Raw genomic sequence first — 16,691 nt, forward strand, 5'->3', positions numbered from 1 at the left:
GCGGACAGGCCCCGGTCATCGCTCGGCGGTGCCGTTCAGCAGGGCGAGGTAGCGGCGGGCGAAGAGGTAGGCGTCACCCGGCCAGCGGGCCGAGAGGTAGCGGCGGTCCTCTACGACGAACGCGTCCGTGTCGTCGGTGGCGGTACCGCGCCGGGTCAGGGTGCGGGGGCCGCGTGCGAACTGCGTTTCCGGGTCGGCGAGGGCCGCCCTGACCTCGTCCTCGACGTACGCCGGATAGGTACGGTAGTAGCGGCCGAGGCGCCAGGCGGTGGTGAAGTAGGCCGTGCGTTCCATGTATTTGGGCAGGCAGGTCGTGCGCCGGTCGGCCAGGACACTGCGGCCGGTGGTGAGGTCGCGGGCGCGGGCGAGCACCAGGACGCCGTGGCAGATCGCGCCGACGGGCCGTTCGAGGGCCCAGAAGCGGGCGATCTGCTGGTGAAGCGCCGTGGAGCCGAGGTACTGCCGCATGCCGGGTGCGTGTCCGCCGGGCAGCAGCAGGCCGTCGTACTCCATGACGTCGGCATCGGCCCAGGAGACGGTGGTGGTGAACTCAGGTGCCCCGGTGAGCTGCTCGTAGAAGCGCCGGGGCTCCTCGGCGGCGCCCAGTTGTCCGAAGAGCACCCCCGTCAGCAGCCGGGGGTCCGCCGCCGGCCGGGTTCCCGCGTGCTCGGTGGCGAGCACGACCTCGTGCCCCGCATCGGTGAGGATCCGCCAGGGAACGGCCACTTCGGTGACGTCGAAGTCGTGGTCGGGGACCGGCATCAGCACACGCATGCGCACATCATGGCAGGCCCCGGGGCTGCCACTGGTACGGCCGACAAGAGAGTGGCAACTTCCCTTTCCCGCCGACTTGTTGACGCCTACATTGCCGGTTGCCACGTCCTCTCAGGAATTGCCCAGGAGCTGATTCCGTGCCCGAGAACCCGGCCGCCTCGAACCTCCCCGCCGAGGAGGTGCTCAGCCGGATCATCACGACGCGCCCGCACACGGCCCGGATCTGGAACTACTGGCTCGGCGGTGGCGACTACTACGAGGTCGACCGGGCGGCCGGGGAGCGGATCCGTCAACTGCACCCGGGCATCGGCGACTACGCGCGGGCGGACCGGCTGTTCCTGGGACGCGCCGTACGCCACCTGGTCGCCGAGTGCGGAACACGCCAGTTCCTCGACATAGGCACCGGCCTGCCGACCGCGGACAACACGCACGAGGTGGCGCAGCGGTTCGCCCCGGACGCCCGGATCGTGTACGTCGACAACGACCCGCTGGTCCTGGCGCACGCCCGCGCCCTGCTCACCAGTGCCCCCGAGGGCCGCACCGACCATCTCGACGAGGACCTCCGCAATGTGGACGCCATCCTCGAACGCGCCGCGAGGACGCTGGACCTGAGCGAGCCGGTCGGGTTGATGCTGCTCGGGGTCGTCATCTTCATCGGCGACGACGTGGAGGCGTACGACATCGTGCGCCGACTGCTGGAGGGGCTGCCCTCGGGGAGCCATCTGGTCCTCTCGCACACGATCACCAGCCCGGCGATGCCGGACGTGGATGCCGCCGTCTCCTACTGGAACCAGCACGGCACACCCTGGATCACCCAGCGCACCCCGAGGCGATCGCCCGCTTCTTCGACGGTCTCGATCTCCTGGAGCCCGGTGTCGTCTCCTGTTCGCGCTGGCGGCCGGAGGCGACGGACGGGGACGAACCGGCGGAAGTGGCCATGTTCGGCGGGGTGGGCCGCAAACCCTGAACCGGAGAACGGCCGAGGGTGAACGCGGGGGCACGGGCGCACGTATGGAAGGAGGGCTCACGACCGGAGCCCCGGCGGCGTCGACGCCGCACCGTACGGCTTCGGGAGCCCATGCATGAGGCACGCACGACGACGGATCGTCCGACGGGGGGCGCGACTCGCGGCCGTCGGCGGGGTCCTCTGCGGAGGGTTGATGGTGACGCACGCCATGGCGAGCGAGCCGTCCGCCGCGTCACGTGCCCCCCAGAGCGCCACCCTGGCCGCCGCGGGCAAGGGCGCGGGCCTGGTGTCGACCCTCGGTACCTCCCGTACGGCGGGCAGTTGGATCGCCGCCGACGGGCGCCCCGTGGTCGCGGTGACCGACTCGGCCGCGGCGGCCGAGGTGAAGAAAGCGGGCGCCCGCCCCAAGGTCGTGAGTCACAGCATGGAGGACCTCAAGTCCGTGACCAAGGCGCTGAAGGCGGCGCCACGTGTCGCGGGCACCGCCTGGGCCATGGACTATGTCCACAACGAGGTGGTGGTGCAGGCCGACCGCACCGTCTCCGCCGCCGACTGGTCCCGGATGAAGAAGCTCGCCGAGAACATGGGCAGTTCGGTCCGCATGGAACGGACCGAGGGCACGTTCACCACACGGCTCAACGCCGCCCTGCCGATGTTCTCGACCGGTGGGCGCTGTTCGGCGGGCTACAACGTGACCAACGGGCGCAACGAGTTCATCCTGACGGCCGGGCACTGCGGGCCGGCCGGGTCCGTCTGGTTCGGCGACAACCAGGGCGCCAAGCAGCTCGGGCAGACGGTCACCACGGCGTTCCCCGGCAGCGACTTCTCCCTCATCCAGTACAACAACGGTCAGAACGACACCGGGAACAACGTCGTCTCGATCGGGGGCGGCAAGGGCGTCCAGATCATCGGCGCCGCCGATCCGACGGTCGGCCAGCGGGTCTTCCGCAGCGGCAGCACCAGTGGACTCCACGACGGTGAGGTGAAGGCGCTCAACGCGACGGTCAACTACCCCGAGGGCACTGTGACCGGTCTGATCGAGACCAATGTGTGCGCCGAACCGGGCGACAGCGGCGGTCCGTTGTTCTCTGAGGGCATCGCGCTCGGTGTGACCTCGGGGGGCAACGGGGACTGCACCGCGGGCGGAACGACGTTCTTCCAGCCGATCACCAAGGCGCTCACGGCGCTCGGGGTGAAACTGACCGGACCGGGGGCCGCGGCCCAGGGCGCGGCGGGAGCCACCGCCCAGTCGTCCCCCGCCCCCGCGTCCTCTCAAGGCGCGGCCGTCGTGCCGGGATCCGCAGCGCCCGGCTCGGTCCAGGCGGTCGGCTCGGGCCCCTCCGAGCCGCTCCTCACCCGCCTCACGGACCCGAAGAACATCGGTCCGGGGCTGCTGGTCATCGCCGGCAGCATCATCGCGCTGGTCGCCACGCGGTACATCCGCACGGAACAGGATCGCAACCGCTACCGGCGGCAGTACTCGCAGAGTTGGGGCTGAGGCCGGGGCTGCGGACGGGGAACGGGGCGGAGATGCGCAACCAGGAGTCACGCCCCGTTCGTCACGGGCCCGCGGGGCGGCCGAGCGGGCTCACGCCGCCTGTGTGGGCGACTGGGGGGCGGCTTCCGCCCACTCCAGGGCGAGCCGCTGGTACTCCCGCCGCTCCTCCATGCTCAGCGTCCCACCGGCCCTGAACCAGAGGGCCCGGATCTCCTCGTTGACATCGGCGGCGGACCGCACGGAGTCGGCTTCAGGAGTGGTGGACATGATGTGAAGCATACGGGCCTTGGCGTGAAGGTGATGTGAGTAAAGGTGCGCCTTACGACATTACGGACCGTGAACCTGATCACTCGTCCTACGTGGGATCACCCTCCGCACCTGCTGACCGTCCCTCCCCCGTCCCCAGCACCAGCACCTGAATGGCCAGCACCGCGGCCCCGCGCGCCCAGTCGTGGAAGTCGGAGACCTTCGTCTCCAGGTCGACCCGATCGGCCTGCGGGTGGCGGTGTGTGAGGATCGTCTCCTCGACGACCGGGCCCGCCACGTCGACGAGTCCGACACCCTCCCCGGCGAGCAGGATCTTCTGGGGCATGGCGAAGTTGGCGATCTGCGCGACGAGGGTGCCGAGCGCGCGGGCCGCCTCGTCGAGGACGCGGGCCGGCAGCGGGTCACCCGCCGCGGCACGGGCGAGGATCTCTTCGTAGGTCAGGTCCTCGCCGGTGGCGGCCCTGACCTGGTAGCGGATGCTGGGGATGGTCAACAGGGAGATGGCGCTGCCGCGTTCTCCTTCGGGAGTGAGAGGGCCGTACGGGTTCACGATCCAGCGGCGGCCCATGCCCCGCCCGTCCTCGACGGAGGCGACCCGGCTGCCGCCGAGGACGAGGCCGTAGCCGATCCCTGCGCCGATGGTGAGGACCACGAAGCGGTCGAGTCCACGGCCGGCGCCGAACCAGGTCTCGGCCTCCACGAGGGCGGCGACGTCGTTCTCGACGACCACCGGCAACCCGGTGCGTGTTTCGACGAGTTCGGCGAGCGGGACGTCCGTCCAGCCGAGGAAGACCGACTCGGCGACGACCGATCGTTTCTCGACACGGCCGCCGACTCCGATGCCGATGCCGGCCGGTGCGGGAAGGGACCGGGTGAGTTCCTGGGTCATCTCCGCCAGCAGGTCGGCGACTTCGGCCGGGATGTGAGTGGTAAGCGGGCGGTCATGACGCGCCACGACGTCGCTGCGCAGCGTCGTGACGACGCCGTAGACCATGTCCTCGGTGATCTTGAATCCGATGAAGGAGCGGGACTCGGCGACGATGTCCAGCGGCTGCGAGGGACGTCCCTGCCGTACCCCCGCGCTCTCCCCCTCCCACGACTCGACGGCCTCGATCAGCAGGCCGGACTCGATCAGCGGTTTGGTCAGCCGGGTGAGACTGCCCGCCGACAGGTTCAGTCGGCGCGCGATCTCGCTGCGCGACAGCGGTCCGTGCACGAGCACCTCGATCACCACCGCACGCTCACCCGGACTCAGCGGCGGCCAGCCGGCCTCGGCACGTGTGGTCATGAGGACTCCCACAAGATTTATTTTCGCCTCAGAAGTAATGGCGCCACTCTATGGCACGGCAGTTCGCCGGAAAGGATGCGTACAGGACTCTTGACGCCTTGATTGTTCCGCATCAAAAGTAAATGAGTCCAGGACGAGCCCGACCCGTGAAGTCTCCACCAGTGAAGGATGTTGCTCAGATGACGTTCTCTCTCGGCATCGTCGGCGCCGGCCAGTTCTCCGGCCAGTTCGCGAAGCTGTTCCTCGCCCACCCCGGCGTCGGCGATGTCCACGTCACCGATCTGCTCCCCGAGCGGGCCGACGAACTGGCGGCAGCCGAAGGGCTGTCGGGCACCTTCCCCTCGTACGAGGCGATGCTGGAGTCGAAGGCGGTGGACGCCGTCGCGATCTTCACCCAGCGCTGGACCCACGGGCCGCTGGTGCTCCAGGGACTCCGGGCGGGCAAGCATGTGTACTCCGCGGTGCCGATGGCCATCACCAGGGACGAGATCGCGGCGGTCATCGACGCCGTACGGACGACCGGACTGACGTACATGATGGGCGAGACCAGCCAGTACAACCCGGCGACGGTGCACGCCCGCAACCAGATCGCCGAGGGCGCCTTCGGGCGGCTGTTCTACGCCGAGGGCGACTACGTCCACGACATGGATCTCGGGTTCTACGAGGCCTACCAGTACAGCGGCGGCGAGAACTGGAAGGCGACCGCCAGCTATCCACCACTGCTCTACCCGACGCACTCGGTGGGCGGGGTGCTCGGCGCCTGGCGTACGCACGCGGTGAGCGTGTCCGCGATCGGGGTGCGCGACGAGCGCGGGGACGGGGTGTTCGACAAGGAGGTCAGCCAGTTCGGCAATGACTTCTCCAACGCGACCGCGCTGTTCGAAGTGGCGGGCGGCGGCTCGTTCCGTACGAACGAGTTCCGGCGGGTCGGTTATCCCTCGCACATCCGGGAGTCGCGTTTCCGGTTCTTCGGGACCGACGCCAGCATGGAACAGCTCGCGACGGTGAGCTTCTGGCAGGACAAGAAGGGGGTGCAGGACATCACGGAGCTGCTTGAGCCCAAGCCGACGCTGGCGGCGGACGATCCCTCGCTCCAGCACATCGCGCCGGCGCTGCGGGCCGCGTTCACGTCCGGGTCGGCGCCGGTGCACGACCGGACGCGGCTCCCCCGGGAGTTCGACCACCTGCACAACGGGCACGAGGGCAGCCACCACTTCCTGGTGGACGACTTCGTGACCGCGGTCAACACCCGGACGCTGCCGTCGGTGAACGCGTGGGTCGCGGCCCGCTACACCCTGCCGGGCATCGTCGCGCACGAGTCCGCGCGGCAGGGCGGGGTCAGGCTGGAGATCCCGGACTTCGGGGACGCGCCCGGGGCGTGAGGTCCCCTGGCGTGGCCGGGTGCCGTCAGGTGCCCGGCTTGCGGCCGTACACGAAGACGTCGTCGCCGTTCTTCAGCAGCGACCAGTACTTCTTGGCGGTGGTCGTGGTCATGTTGACGCAGCCGTGCGAGCCGGGCGGGTTCCACATGCTCAGGCCGACCGAGTGGAAGGCCTGACCGCCGTCGAAGAACTGGCTGTAGGGCATGGGCACGTTGTAGATGTTCGAGACGTGGTCGATGTCCCGCCAGTAGATCTTCTTCAGACCGGTGCGGGTCTCGTAGCCGTCGCGTCCCGTGCGGACCGGCACCGGGCCGTAGACGAGCCTGCTGCCGTCCTGGATCCAGCTGAGCTGGAGCGTCAGGTTGACGCAGGCGATGCGGCCCTTGTTGACGGGACACTTGCCGTCCTTGTTGGGCTTGTTGCCGACGGCCTTCTGCTTGTTCATCAGGTCCATCACGCCCCAGGTGACGGACCCGGCGTAGCCCGCGTTCGGGGTGATGCCGTGCTTGGTCTGGAAGGCCTGGATCGCCTTGCAGTCGGCGCTCGACTGTCGGCCGTCGACCGGTCGGCCGAGGAACTTCTCCACCTGCTTCTGGTACGGGCCGGTCTGTGTCGTGCAGCTCGCGGCCTGCGCGGGCGCCGTGCCCAGCGCGAGCGTCAGCGGCGCGACCAGTCCGGTGATGCCCAGAGCGACGGCACCCCGTCTGCGTATGTCCCCCATGTCAGGCCCTTCTGTCTGCGTGTTCACCGGTGTTTCCCTTGTTCTCCGCCTGCTAGACCCACGTCGGGGCGCAGGCGTTGTACGGCTGTCGGGTCTGCGACGAAACGGTGACATCGGGAGCAGTCCAGTTACCCCGGATTGGACCAGGCTCCGGGTGCGCCGCCCGACCTACGCTGCCGCCATGCATCGCACACTCGCCGACGATCTCTCCCGGCTTCCCGAGCTCCTGCAGTCCGCCCGTGACTTCGCCGCCGGGGAGGTGGACGGACTCGACGGGCGGCCTGTCGCCCACTCCGGCAAGGTGCCCGACCCGGAGCCCCTCCCCGCCGAGGGGCACGGCGCGCAGGGGGCGCTGAGTCGGTTCGCCGAGCGCTGGGCGCCCGGATTCTCCGGTTCCGCGGGCTCGCGCTACCTCGGTTTCGTCACCGGCGGCGCCACCCCCGCCTCGCTCACCGGCGACTGGCTGACCGGCGCGTACGACCAGAACGTGTCCGGCGACGGCGGATCCTCGGCGAGCGCGCTGGAGCGGGAGACGGTGGGCTGGCTGCGCGAGCTGTTCGGACTGGGCGAGGCGCACAGCGGGGCGTTCGTGACCGGCGCGACCGTCTCGAACACGGTCGGTCTGGCGATCGCGCGGGAGTGGCTCGGCGAGCGGCTGGGCGTGTCCGTGTCACGGGAAGGCGCCGCCGCGCTCGGACCGGTCGACGTGCTGTCCGGCTCCCCGCACTCCAGCGTCACCAAGGCGCTGTCCGTGCTCGGCATCGGCCGGGACCGGCTGCGTACGGTGCCGGTACTGTCCGGGAACCGTGAGGCCGTCGACGTCGAGCGGCTGGCCGCCGCCCTCGATGCGCTCGACGGGCGCCCGGCGGTCGTCGTGGCGAACGCCGGAACCGTGAACACCGTCGACTTCGACGATCTGCGGGCCATCGCCGCGCTCAAGGAGCGGTACGACTTCTGGCTGCACGTGGACGCGGCGTTCGGCGGCTTCGCCGCGCTGTCACCGTCGTACGCGCATCTCGTCGACGGGCTCGACGCGGCCGACTCCGTCTGTGTCGACCTGCACAAGTGGCTCAACGTCCCCTACGACGCGGCCGTGCAGTTCACGCGCCGCCGGGACCTTCAGGTCCGGGTCTTCCACAACGAGTCCCCGTACCTGGGCCTGCCGACCGGCGACCCCGACTTCCTGCACCTCACGCCGGAGAACTCGCGTCGGCTGCGGGCGCTCCCGGCGTGGTTCTCGCTGATGGCGTACGGACGCGAGGGGCATCGCGAGATCGTCGAGCGGAACATCGCGCTCGCCCGACTGCTGGGCGACCACATCATGGAGGTACCGGAGTTGCGGCTCCTGGCACCCGTCCGGCTCAACGTCGTCTGTTTCACCCTCGCGGACGAGCCCACGCGGCAGCGGGTGCACGCGCTGGCGGCGGCGGTCGCGGCCTCGGGCGAGGCCTTCGTGACGCCGACCGTGTACGCGGGGACGCAGGGGCTGCGGGCCGCCTTCAGCAACTGGCGTACGACGGAGGCCGACACCGAGAGGGTGTTCTCCGTCCTGCGGTCGGCCGCCCTCACGGTCGGACCGCGTTCCGGAAAGCCGTGTTGACCGCCGTCGACGCACAACGTGGTCCCGGTGATCCATGCCGCGTCCCGGGAGGCGAGGAAGGCGACGGCGGCCGCGATGTCCTCCGGTTCACCGACCCGTCCCAGCGGATGGACCCCCGACGCCTGGGCGAGATCGTCGTCGCGGCCCTCCCACGCCGTGGTGCGGACCGTACCCGGCGCGACCAGGTTGACCCGCACACCACGGGGGGCCGCGTGCCCCGCGAGGGTGCGCGTGAGGGACATGAGACCCGCCTTGGCCGCGCTGTAGGCGTGGTTGCCGAAGTCCTGGATGCCGTTCACCGAGCCGATGTTGACGATGGCGCCCCGGCCCGAGGCCACCAGGTGCGGGAGGGCCGCGCGGCTGCAGCGGTACGCGCCGGTCAGGGTGAGGTCGAGGTCACGGGCCCACACCTCGTCCGTCTCGTCCTCGAAGAGCGGGGCGTCGGGAGAGCACCCGTACGCGTTGTTGACCAGGACGTCGAGCGTGCCGAAGGAGTCCACGGCGTATGCGACGGCCGCCTCCACCGCCGCCCGGTCCCCCACGTCGCACGCCAACTCCTCGGCCTGCGCCCCCAGTTCGCGGATGGAGGCGGCGGTCTTCTCCGCCTCGGCCGGGTCCACGTCCGTGACGAGCACCTGAGCGCCCTCCTCGGCCAGCCGGCGGGCGGTGGCCGCGCCGATGCCACGGGCCGCGCCCGTGATCAGAACTCCGTATCCTTCAAAGCGCCTCATGACAGATACCGTGCGCCCATGTCCGCGTTCATACAACAACTTCCGGCACTGATCGGCGTGGTCATCGGTGCCCTCGGCTCGTATCTGGCGATCGTTCGGGGCGATCGGGCCCGTTTCCAACGGGAGCGGGCGGCCCGGTGGGAGGAACGGCGGCTCTCGGTGTACGCCGACTACGCGCGGTCGCTGAAGAAGAGCGTCACTCTGACATACCGGGTGGCGTCGTACCTGGGCAACGACCCGCACCCGCACCCCTTGTCCCCGGAGGAGGCCGAGCCGCTGCTGGCCGAGGCCACCCTCGCGCGGGATCCGTCCGGGGAGACGCTGATCCTCCTGGGCAGTCCGGAGGTGGTCGAGCGGGCCCGGACGTGGGTGGTCGGGGTGATGGAGATGGAGCAGTTCCTGCGCGAGGGGACACGTGACCCGCAGGCGTGGCAGGCCCTGTTGGAGCGGCAGCGCGCCGGACGCGAGGGCTACTACGCGGCCGTACGGGACGATCTGGCGCTGCCGCCGGGCCACTCTGCTCGCTGGCCGCTGCAGCCGGTGCACCACACCTGATCTCAGCGATACCCCGTCACATCCGCCGGCCTGCCCGCGTCCTGGACCTCGACGAGATAGCGCCAGGCGTCGGGTCTGCTGCCGTCGCGGTCGGTGAAACCGTACTCCTGAGCGAGCTGCCCGCTGGACAGCGAGCGGCCGTTCCAGCGCGCGACGTCCGGGTCGGCGGCCAGCGCGGCCACGGCACGGCCGACGTAGAAGGGCGTCTCGGAGATGGCGAAGTGCGGGACGCGCTCCAGGGCGTCCCGCCAGTTCTCCTCGCTGACGTCGAAGGTGTCGAGCATCATCTCCGAGCGCAGCCAGCCGGGGGTGAGCGCGAGGGCGGTGGCGCCGCGCGGGCCGAGTTCGTGGCCCAGGGAGAACGCCATGCGCAGGACGGATGCCTTGGCGAGGTCGTAGAAGAAGGAGACGCGGTAGGTGTCCCGGTTGTACTCGGCGGTGCCGTCGGTCATCTCGACGACGAGGCCGCCGGGGGTGCGCAGCAGCAGAGGCAGTGCGTGGTGGCTGGTGATCGCGTGCGTCTCGACGGCCCGGCGCAGCAGCCCGAGGCCCTGGTCGAGGTCGGTCTCCCAGAGCGGGGTGTCCCACTCGAAGTGCTTCTCGCCGCCCCAGACGTCGTTGACGAGGAGGTCGAGGCGGCCCTGTTCGCCCGCGATGCGGGCGACCAGGGCCTCGACCTCGGCGGGGACCAGATGGTCGGTGGGCACCGCGATGCCGACGCCTCCGGCCGCCGTGACCAGGTCCGCCGTGTCCTCGATCGTCTCGGGGCGGTCGTACTCGGAGCGGCGTTCGCGCGTGCTGCGTCCGGTGACGTAGACGGTGGCGCCGGCCGCGCCGAGCTCCACCGCGATCCCTCGGCCCGCTCCTCGGGTCGCGCCCGCGACCAGCGCGACCCTGCCGTCCAACGGCCCTGGCATGTCCGACCTCCGTGCTCGTGGCGTTCACGGGCTGCCTTCGCCCATGTGTCCCCACGAGAGTCCCGCGGAAGCCGGACATCTCCTGTCGTGATTCGCTGGTGTATCGCGACGGGCCCGGCCCGGTCAGTGACCGCGCGCGATCCACTCCTCCAGATGCGGGGCCTCGGCACCGATCGTGGTCGAGTCCCCGTGCCCGGTGCGGACGACCGTGTCGGCGGGGAGGGTGAGCAAGCGCTCGCGGATGGACTCGACGATCGTCGGGAAGTGGGAGAAGGAGCGCCCGGTGGCTCCTGGGCCGCCCTGGAAGAGCGTGTCACCGGTGAAGACGACGCCCAGGCCCGGGTCGTAGAGGCAGACCGCGCCCGGGGCGTGTCCGGGCGTGTGCAGGACGGTCAGGTCCGCGCCGGCCGCCTCGATCACCTGCCCGTCCTGCAGCCAGGCGTCGGGGAGCCGGTCGGGGTGGGTCTGCTTCCACAGTTGCAGATCGTCGGGGTGGAGCCAGATCGTGGCGCCGGTGCGCTCGGCGAGGGCGGGCGCGGCATCGATGTGGTCGTTGTGGGCGTGGGTGCACACGATGGCCAGCAGCCGCCGGTCGCCCACCGCCGCGGCGATGGCGTCGGCGTCGTGCGCGGCGTCGATGACGATCGCCTCGTGGTCGTCGCCGACGATCCACACGTTGTTCTCGACGTCCCAGGTACCGCCGTCGAGCGAGAACGTGCCCGAGGTGACAAGGTGCTCGATCCGGGCGCTCATCACAGCACCACCACCGAACGCAGCACGTCACCGTGGTGCATCCGCTCGAAGGCGGCCTCGATCCCGTCGAGGGCGATCGTCTCGCTCACGAAGGCGTCCAGGTCCAGTCGCCCCTGGAGGTGCAGGTCGATGAGCATCGGGAAGTCACGGGAGGGCAGGCAGTCGCCGTACCAGGACGACTTGAGGGCGCCGCCGCGTCCGAAGACGTCGAGGAGCGGCAGTTCGAGCTTCATCTCGGGGGTGGGTACGCCGACGAGGACGACCGTGCCGGCGAGGTCGCGGGCGTAGAAGGCCTGCTTGTACGTCTCCGGGCGGCCGACCGCGTCGATGACGACGTCGGCGCCGAAGCCGCCGGTGAGTCCCTGGATCGCCTCGACGGGGTCGGTCGAGGTGGAGTTGACGGTGTGGGTCGCGCCGAGCTTCGAGGCGGTGGTGAGCTTCCGGTCGTCGATGTCGACGGCGATGATCTTCGCGGCGCCGGCCAGCCGGGCTCCGGCGATCGCCGCGTTGCCGACGCCACCGCAGCCGATGACGGCGACGGAGTCGCCGCGGCCGACGTTGCCGGTGTTGATGGCGGCGCCGATGCCCGCCATCACCCCGCAGCCGAGCAGCCCGGCGACCGCCGGGGAGACCGCGGGGTCGACCTTGGTGCACTGTCCGGCGGCGACCAGGGTCTTCTCCGCGAAGGCGCCGATCCCCAGGGCCGGGGACAGTTCGGTGCCGTCCTTGAGCGTCATCTTCTGCTTGGCGTTGTGCGTGTTGAAGCAGTACCAGGGCCGCCCGCGCAGACAGGCCCGGCACTGCCCGCACACCGCACGCCAGTTGAGGACGACGAAGTCGCCGGGAGCCACGTCCGTGACGCCGTCGCCGACCGACTCCACGATCCCGGCCGCCTCGTGGCCGAGCAGGAAGGGGAAGTCGTCGTTGATGCCGCCCTGCTTGTAGTGCAGGTCGGTGTGGCAGACCCCGCATGCCTGGATCTTCACCACGGCCTCTCCCGGCCCCGGATCCGGCACGACGACGGTCTCGACGCGCACCGGCTCGTTCTTGCCCGGGGCGATCACGCCACGTACTTCCTGCGCCATGGTGGTGAACCCTTCCGTAGATCGACGTTCGTCAACCGACCCTACGGTGTGACCCGCCGGTAACCGACCGGTAGAACGCCAGGTGGCGTGCGGCTGCTCCGGTCCAGGTGTGGCGGGCGGCCCTCCCCCAAGGAGGCCTTCGCCACCGCGCTCGGCCACGCTTTCGCCTCGAACGATCCGGTACGCGCCGCCGTCGGCCGATCCGGCCGACGGTCAGGATGTACGGGCCGAGGCGGGTGCGCCGGACAGCGCGGGCCGCGGGATCGGTGGTCGCGAACCCTTCGCGCGCCGCCCCGTCGGGATGCCGACGGGGTCGAGGCCCCGGCCCGCGCGGAGTTCGTCCGCCACGGACCGCGAGACGCAGCGGTGCGCGTACGGCTTGACGACGACCCGTTCGTGGCAGGCAACGAGCGCGGCCGGGCCCGCTCCGACGGCGTCGGAGGGGCAGACAGGGCCCGGCACATGAGCCGGGCCCCCGGTCGCGGGCCCGGGAGGAGCCGCCTAGCGTTGAAGACGTCCGGGCGGGGGACGGCACGGCGGACGCGGGGGCCGTCCTGTTCTTCGGAGGTCCCCCCGTGGGTACCGTCTCGTTCCTCCTCGTCGTGGTCGTCCTGACGGCCCTGGCCTTCGACTTCACCAACGGGTTCCACGACACGGCCAACTCGATGGCGACGTCGATCGCCACCGGGGCCCTGAGACCGCGGGTGGCCGTCGCCGTCGCGGGAGCGCTGAATCTGGCGGGCGCGTTCCTGTCCACGGCGGTTGCCAGAACGATCTCCGGCGGCATCGTGGACGACGCCAGGGTGTCCCTGGTGATGATCTTCGCCGGGCTGGTCGGCGCTCTCCTGTGGAACCTGCTGACCTGGCTCGCCGGGCTGCCATCGAGTTCGTCGCACGCGCTGTTCGGCGGGCTGATCGGCGCGGTGTGGGTCGGCGCCGGCGCATCCGCGGTGCAGTTCGGAGCGATCGTCGAGAAGATCCTGATCCCCGCGATCGTCTCGCCGCTCGTCGCCTGTGTCGTGGCCCTGCTGGCGACCTACTTCGCGTACGTCATCACCCGGCGGACGGACCACGACCAGGCGCGGCGCGGATTCCGCCGGGGGCAGGTCGGTTCGGCGTCGCTGGTGGCGCTGGCCCACGGCACCAACGACGCGCAGAAGACCATGGGTGTCATCACCCTGGCTCTCATCTCCACCGGGGCGCTCGCCCACGGCTCCGGGCCGCCCTGGTGGGTGGTACTCATCTCCGGAATGGCGATCGCGCTGGGCACGTACACGGGCGGGTGGCGAATCATCCGCACCATGGGCAAGGGGCTCACCGACATCGAGGCGCCGCAGGGCTTCGCGGCCGAGACCAGTGCGACGGCCGTGATTCTCGCCTCGTCCCACATGGGGTTCCCCCTGTCGACCACGCAGGTGTGCACCGGCAGCATCCTGGGCGCGGGCCTGGGCCGCAGGCTGGCCCAGGTGCGGTGGGGCGTGGCCGGGCGCATCGCGCTGTCCTGGCTGCTCACGCTGCCCGCGGCGGCGGCCGTCGGCGGCGCTGCGGCCTGGACCGCCGGTCACGGCACCGCGGGCGTGGCCCTGGTGGCCGCCGTCGCGGCCGCGGCGGCGGCCGGGTTCTGGGCGCTGTCGCGCCACCGACCCGTGACCCCGGACAACGTCAACGAACTGCCCGCCCGGCCGTCCGAGCACGTGGAGCAGCCTGCGGCGTGAGAGCCGGGCCTTCCGGGCCGGGAGCGAAAGCCGTTCCCGGCCGACAGCGAAAGGAGACGCGGCGATGGACATCCACTGGGCCACCCTCGCCGGCGTGTGCGGTGTGAGCCTCGGGATCACACTGCTCACGGTCGTGCTGTTCTCCCTCGGAATCGCCACCTGGCCCCGTGGCGGGGGCGGGGGCGGAGGCGGGGGCGGAGAACGCGCCCACGGCGCCAACCGGACGGCCACCGCGGCAGCGGTGCTGTGCTTCGGCGCGTGCCTGGCGGTCGCCGTCTACGGACTCACCCTGATCATCGGCGCCTGACATCCGTCGCACCCGAGACACCCGAGGCACCCGCTCATGCCGGACCCGGTCCTCCGGCGCTCCAGGCCCGAGGCCTGCTCTGCGGACCCGAACTGCCTGACGTCGCAGGGGCGTTGTCAGTGGTGGCTGGCAGGATCGCCGACATGACGGACATCATGGCCGACTGGCGGTCCTTCCTGGCGCGCTGGAGCCAGGAATGGGCAGACGCACAAGACCCCGGCACAGCGGCGGGCGAGCGACCCGAGCGGGACGAGGAGCCTCTGCGTACGCGCCGGCTGGGGTTCCCGCCCGCGTCCGAGGAGCGCATCCGCGCCCTGGAGGAGCGGCTCGGGCACCGGCTGCCGCCCTCGTACCGGACGTTTCTGGCGGTGAGCGACGGCTGGCGGCATGCGGGCGGCTTCGTATGGCTGCTCGCCGGTACCGACGCGGTGCGCCGGCACGAGGACGCGGCGGGCCTGGCGGAGTACTTTCCCGGGGATCTGGACGACGACCCCACGCCCGAGGACGTGGTGCTCGCCGGAATGTGGGGGCGGGCGCTGGAGCTGGACGTGGAGTCGGACGCGGTCTACGTGCTGCTGGACCCGGGGGACGTGGACGACGCCGGTGAGTGGGCTGTGTACTGCTACGCGTCGTGGCGTGCGAGTCCTCCGCAACGGTACGCGTCGTTCCGCGCGTTCATGGAGGCGATGTACCGGGAGTTTCACAGACTGCAGGTGAGCCGCTCGAAGCGTGCGGGGGTGGAGTTCGTCAACGCGACGACGAGGGCTCTGGACGCGTCCGTCGAGGCCGCGCGGCTGGACGCGCTGGGCGGGCGGTACGAGCGCGCCGCGGCGTCCCTGGCGGAGGCGATCGAGTACGGCAGGCCCCGGGCGCAAGGGCTGCGCGACCAGATCCGCCGGTTGCTCGGGGAGACGTACATGGTGTCTTTCCCCGGGCTCACCGCGGACCCGCTGTACGCGCCGGAGTTTCTGGCCGTGCTGGCGGCCGAGGACGTGCGGCATCACCGGGACCGCCCGTTGTCGGCCCGCCACCTGGGGGGCGCCTCCGACGAGGTGCGCGAGGCGACGGACGAGATCCTGCGGCAGGTGGGGGACGGCACCTTCCGCTACACCGCCGAAGGCCCCTTCGGCCGTGCCGTGGAGGAAGCGCGGGAGCTGGCGCGCTGGGGCGACGGGGACACGGCCTGGCGAACCCTGCGCGCCGCACTGCCCGAGTGGCGGCCGGTCGGCCCCGAGCACCTGGCGCCGGTCGGCCTGTGCGCCGACCCGCTCCTTGGCCCCCTGATCACCCCGGAGCGGGGCGGGGAACTGCTGGCCACGCCCCGGGCCGGACAGTGGGGCGACGCGCCGGCTCCCGCGGCCGACCTGGACCCGCCGGGCCTGGCGTGGCTGGCGGAAGGGGATCCCGGCAACTTCCTGACGTCGTACCGCTTCCTCCTCGTGGAGTCGGTGGCGCCGGCCGAGCTGCCCGGCCGTATCGGCACCCCCGACGACGCCGTGCTGAACGCGCCGACGACCTTGTGGAACTCGCGCACGCGTTTCCACGGCAACCGGACCGTGACGTGGGAGGACGAGGCGCTGGCCGCCGTCGGCCGGGCCGGCCCCGGCTGGAGCTTCGCCTTCGAGGCGGCGCCGGGAGGGAGGTTCGACGAGCAGCGGTTCGTCTCCCCGGGCGTCGCCGCTTCCCGGGGCACCCGTGCGGTGACGGTGTGGAGCGAGCCGCCCGGCCCCCTCCGTCCCGGTGTCTTCCATCTGTCCGTCTCGGAGAACGGCGAGGAGCGGTACGCGTTCACCGTCCGGGGGACCTCGGTCGGCAGACGGGGGTCCGTGCCGGCCGCCCTTGACCCGGACCGTCTCTTCCCGCGGGACGACCCGCACGCCGAACGGCTGGGCGAGCGCCGTGCCCTGGAGGCCCTTGCCGCCGAGTACGGCGTCCGGCTGCCCCGGTTCGCCCTCGGACGCGGACGCCTCCACAGCTTCCGGACCCGGCCCTGGAACCGGCCGCCTGGCCCCGGCGAGGGCTATGTGACGCTGGGCGTGGTCCGCTCAAGGCCGTGACGTCATACCGGCGCGGGCCTTCCCCATCGCCTCATCGACCGCACGGCCGCCAAGTCCCCCAGGGAGAGTAGGAG

The 16,691-nt window shown here is 71.2% G+C and carries 15 protein-coding genes and 2 pseudogenes; 8 read left to right on the forward strand and 9 right to left on the reverse strand.

Annotated elements, in window-relative coordinates; genetic code table 11:
• Nucleotides 1-15 precede the first annotated feature (15 nt).
• A complete protein-coding gene (locus ABZ656_RS09470) occupies nucleotides 16-774 on the reverse strand; it encodes a type 1 glutamine amidotransferase domain-containing protein (protein ID WP_101402628.1) in 759 nt (252 codons plus the stop codon).
• Between the two features lie 137 nt (nucleotides 775-911).
• Between ABZ656_RS09470 and ABZ656_RS09475 the strand changes: the two are divergent.
• Nucleotides 912-1,741, forward strand: a pseudogene (locus ABZ656_RS09475) (SAM-dependent methyltransferase).
• 115 nt (nucleotides 1,742-1,856) lie between these two features.
• Complete coding sequence (locus ABZ656_RS09480; RefSeq protein ID WP_360266159.1) at nucleotides 1,857-3,239, forward strand: S1 family peptidase; 1,383 nt, start codon at nucleotides 1,857-1,859, stop codon at nucleotides 3,237-3,239.
• Nucleotides 3,240-3,329: 90 nt separating this feature from the next.
• On the opposite strand, the gene ABZ656_RS09485 is transcribed toward ABZ656_RS09480, so the two are convergent.
• Entirely contained in the window at nucleotides 3,330-3,518 is a 189-nt protein-coding gene (locus ABZ656_RS09485; RefSeq protein ID WP_360266162.1) for a hypothetical protein, read from the reverse strand.
• Nucleotides 3,519-3,594: 76 nt separating this feature from the next.
• Nucleotides 3,595-4,794, reverse strand: a complete 1,200-nt coding sequence (locus ABZ656_RS09490; protein ID WP_101402624.1) for an ROK family transcriptional regulator — start codon at nucleotides 4,792-4,794, stop codon at nucleotides 3,595-3,597.
• A 179-nt stretch (nucleotides 4,795-4,973) separates the two neighbouring features.
• On the opposite strand from ABZ656_RS09490, the gene ABZ656_RS09495 reads away from it, so the two are divergent.
• Nucleotides 4,974-6,176, forward strand: coding sequence for a Gfo/Idh/MocA family oxidoreductase (locus ABZ656_RS09495; protein WP_101402623.1), 1,203 nt, complete (start codon nucleotides 4,974-4,976; stop codon nucleotides 6,174-6,176).
• Between the two features lie 25 nt (nucleotides 6,177-6,201).
• Here the strand turns inward: ABZ656_RS09495 and ABZ656_RS09500 are convergent, their stop codons facing one another.
• Nucleotides 6,202-6,897, reverse strand: a complete 696-nt coding sequence (locus ABZ656_RS09500; protein ID WP_101402622.1) for a L,D-transpeptidase — start codon at nucleotides 6,895-6,897, stop codon at nucleotides 6,202-6,204.
• Between the two features lie 181 nt (nucleotides 6,898-7,078).
• Here ABZ656_RS09500 and ABZ656_RS09505 point away from each other — a divergent pair, with 181 nt between their 5' ends.
• Complete coding sequence (locus tag ABZ656_RS09505; protein WP_360266166.1) at nucleotides 7,079-8,497, forward strand: aminotransferase class I/II-fold pyridoxal phosphate-dependent enzyme; 1,419 nt, start codon at nucleotides 7,079-7,081, stop codon at nucleotides 8,495-8,497.
• Here the strand turns inward: ABZ656_RS09505 and ABZ656_RS09510 are convergent.
• Nucleotides 8,497-9,228 (reverse strand): annotated as a pseudogene (locus ABZ656_RS09510) (SDR family NAD(P)-dependent oxidoreductase); the annotation flags it as partial. The gene ABZ656_RS09505 and the pseudogene ABZ656_RS09510 sit on opposite strands and share 1 nt — an antisense overlap.
• Nucleotides 9,229-9,246: 18 nt before the next feature.
• On the opposite strand from ABZ656_RS09510, the gene ABZ656_RS09515 reads away from it, so the two are divergent.
• Complete coding sequence (locus ABZ656_RS09515; protein WP_101402620.1) at nucleotides 9,247-9,783, forward strand: hypothetical protein; 537 nt, start codon at nucleotides 9,247-9,249, stop codon at nucleotides 9,781-9,783.
• A gap of 2 nt (nucleotides 9,784-9,785) precedes the next feature.
• On the opposite strand, the gene ABZ656_RS09520 is transcribed toward ABZ656_RS09515, so the two are convergent.
• The 4 genes from ABZ656_RS09520 to ABZ656_RS09535 form a co-directional block, all read right to left on the reverse strand.
• Nucleotides 9,786-10,700 (reverse strand): SDR family oxidoreductase, encoded by a 915-nt coding sequence (locus ABZ656_RS09520; protein ID WP_101402619.1) that lies wholly within the window; start codon nucleotides 10,698-10,700, stop codon nucleotides 9,786-9,788.
• Nucleotides 10,701-10,823: 123 nt separating this feature from the next.
• Complete coding sequence (locus tag ABZ656_RS09525; RefSeq protein ID WP_101402618.1) at nucleotides 10,824-11,453, reverse strand: MBL fold metallo-hydrolase; 630 nt, start codon at nucleotides 11,451-11,453, stop codon at nucleotides 10,824-10,826.
• Complete coding sequence (locus ABZ656_RS09530) at nucleotides 11,453-12,538, reverse strand: S-(hydroxymethyl)mycothiol dehydrogenase (RefSeq protein ID WP_101402617.1); 1,086 nt, start codon at nucleotides 12,536-12,538, stop codon at nucleotides 11,453-11,455. The genes ABZ656_RS09525 and ABZ656_RS09530 overlap by 1 nt, the downstream gene beginning before the upstream one ends.
• Nucleotides 12,539-12,751: 213 nt before the next feature.
• Nucleotides 12,752-13,000, reverse strand: coding sequence for a hypothetical protein (locus ABZ656_RS09535; protein WP_129592180.1), 249 nt, complete (start codon nucleotides 12,998-13,000; stop codon nucleotides 12,752-12,754).
• Between the two features lie 113 nt (nucleotides 13,001-13,113).
• Between ABZ656_RS09535 and ABZ656_RS09540 the strand changes: the two genes are divergently transcribed.
• The 3 genes from ABZ656_RS09540 (at nucleotide 13,114) to ABZ656_RS09550 (ending at nucleotide 16,617) form a co-directional block, all read left to right on the forward strand.
• Nucleotides 13,114-14,253 carry an inorganic phosphate transporter gene (locus tag ABZ656_RS09540; protein ID WP_101402616.1) on the forward strand — a complete coding sequence of 380 codons (1,140 nt, stop codon included), beginning with the start codon at nucleotides 13,114-13,116 and terminating at the stop codon, nucleotides 14,251-14,253.
• A 64-nt stretch (nucleotides 14,254-14,317) separates the two neighbouring features.
• Nucleotides 14,318-14,560 (forward strand): hypothetical protein, encoded by a 243-nt coding sequence (locus tag ABZ656_RS09545; RefSeq protein ID WP_360266172.1) that lies wholly within the window; start codon nucleotides 14,318-14,320, stop codon nucleotides 14,558-14,560.
• 143 nt (nucleotides 14,561-14,703) lie between these two features.
• Nucleotides 14,704-16,617, forward strand: coding sequence for an SMI1/KNR4 family protein (locus ABZ656_RS09550; RefSeq protein ID WP_360266175.1), 1,914 nt, complete (start codon nucleotides 14,704-14,706; stop codon nucleotides 16,615-16,617).
• Nucleotides 16,618-16,691 lie beyond the last annotated feature (74 nt).

This window comes from Streptomyces sp. NPDC007095 (genome assembly GCF_040634475.1).
Classification (GTDB): domain Bacteria; phylum Actinomycetota; class Actinomycetes; order Streptomycetales; family Streptomycetaceae; genus Streptomyces.

Excerpts from the sequence above, each read along its gene's own strand:
- ABZ656_RS09470 (WP_101402628.1), bottom strand. The coding sequence starts at position 774 with ATGCGTGTGCTGATGCCGGTCCCCGACCACGACTTCGACGTCACCGAA.
- ABZ656_RS09530 (WP_101402617.1), bottom strand. The coding sequence starts at position 12,538 with ATGGCGCAGGAAGTACGTGGCGTGATCGCCCCGGGCAAGAACGAGCCG.
- ABZ656_RS09485 (WP_360266162.1), bottom strand. The coding sequence starts at position 3,518 with ATGCTTCACATCATGTCCACCACTCCTGAAGCCGACTCCGTGCGGTCC.
- ABZ656_RS09550 (WP_360266175.1), top strand. The coding sequence starts at position 14,704 with ATGACGGACATCATGGCCGACTGGCGGTCCTTCCTGGCGCGCTGGAGC.
- ABZ656_RS09515 (WP_101402620.1), top strand. The coding sequence starts at position 9,247 with ATGTCCGCGTTCATACAACAACTTCCGGCACTGATCGGCGTGGTCATC.
- ABZ656_RS09505 (WP_360266166.1), top strand. The coding sequence starts at position 7,079 with ATGCATCGCACACTCGCCGACGATCTCTCCCGGCTTCCCGAGCTCCTG.
- ABZ656_RS09520 (WP_101402619.1), bottom strand. The coding sequence starts at position 10,700 with ATGCCAGGGCCGTTGGACGGCAGGGTCGCGCTGGTCGCGGGCGCGACC.
- ABZ656_RS09480 (WP_360266159.1), top strand. The coding sequence starts at position 1,857 with ATGAGGCACGCACGACGACGGATCGTCCGACGGGGGGCGCGACTCGCG.
- ABZ656_RS09545 (WP_360266172.1), top strand. The coding sequence starts at position 14,318 with ATGGACATCCACTGGGCCACCCTCGCCGGCGTGTGCGGTGTGAGCCTC.
- ABZ656_RS09500 (WP_101402622.1), bottom strand. The coding sequence starts at position 6,897 with ATGGGGGACATACGCAGACGGGGTGCCGTCGCTCTGGGCATCACCGGA.
- ABZ656_RS09490 (WP_101402624.1), bottom strand. The coding sequence starts at position 4,794 with ATGACCACACGTGCCGAGGCCGGCTGGCCGCCGCTGAGTCCGGGTGAG.
- ABZ656_RS09495 (WP_101402623.1), top strand. The coding sequence starts at position 4,974 with ATGACGTTCTCTCTCGGCATCGTCGGCGCCGGCCAGTTCTCCGGCCAG.
- ABZ656_RS09525 (WP_101402618.1), bottom strand. The coding sequence starts at position 11,453 with ATGAGCGCCCGGATCGAGCACCTTGTCACCTCGGGCACGTTCTCGCTC.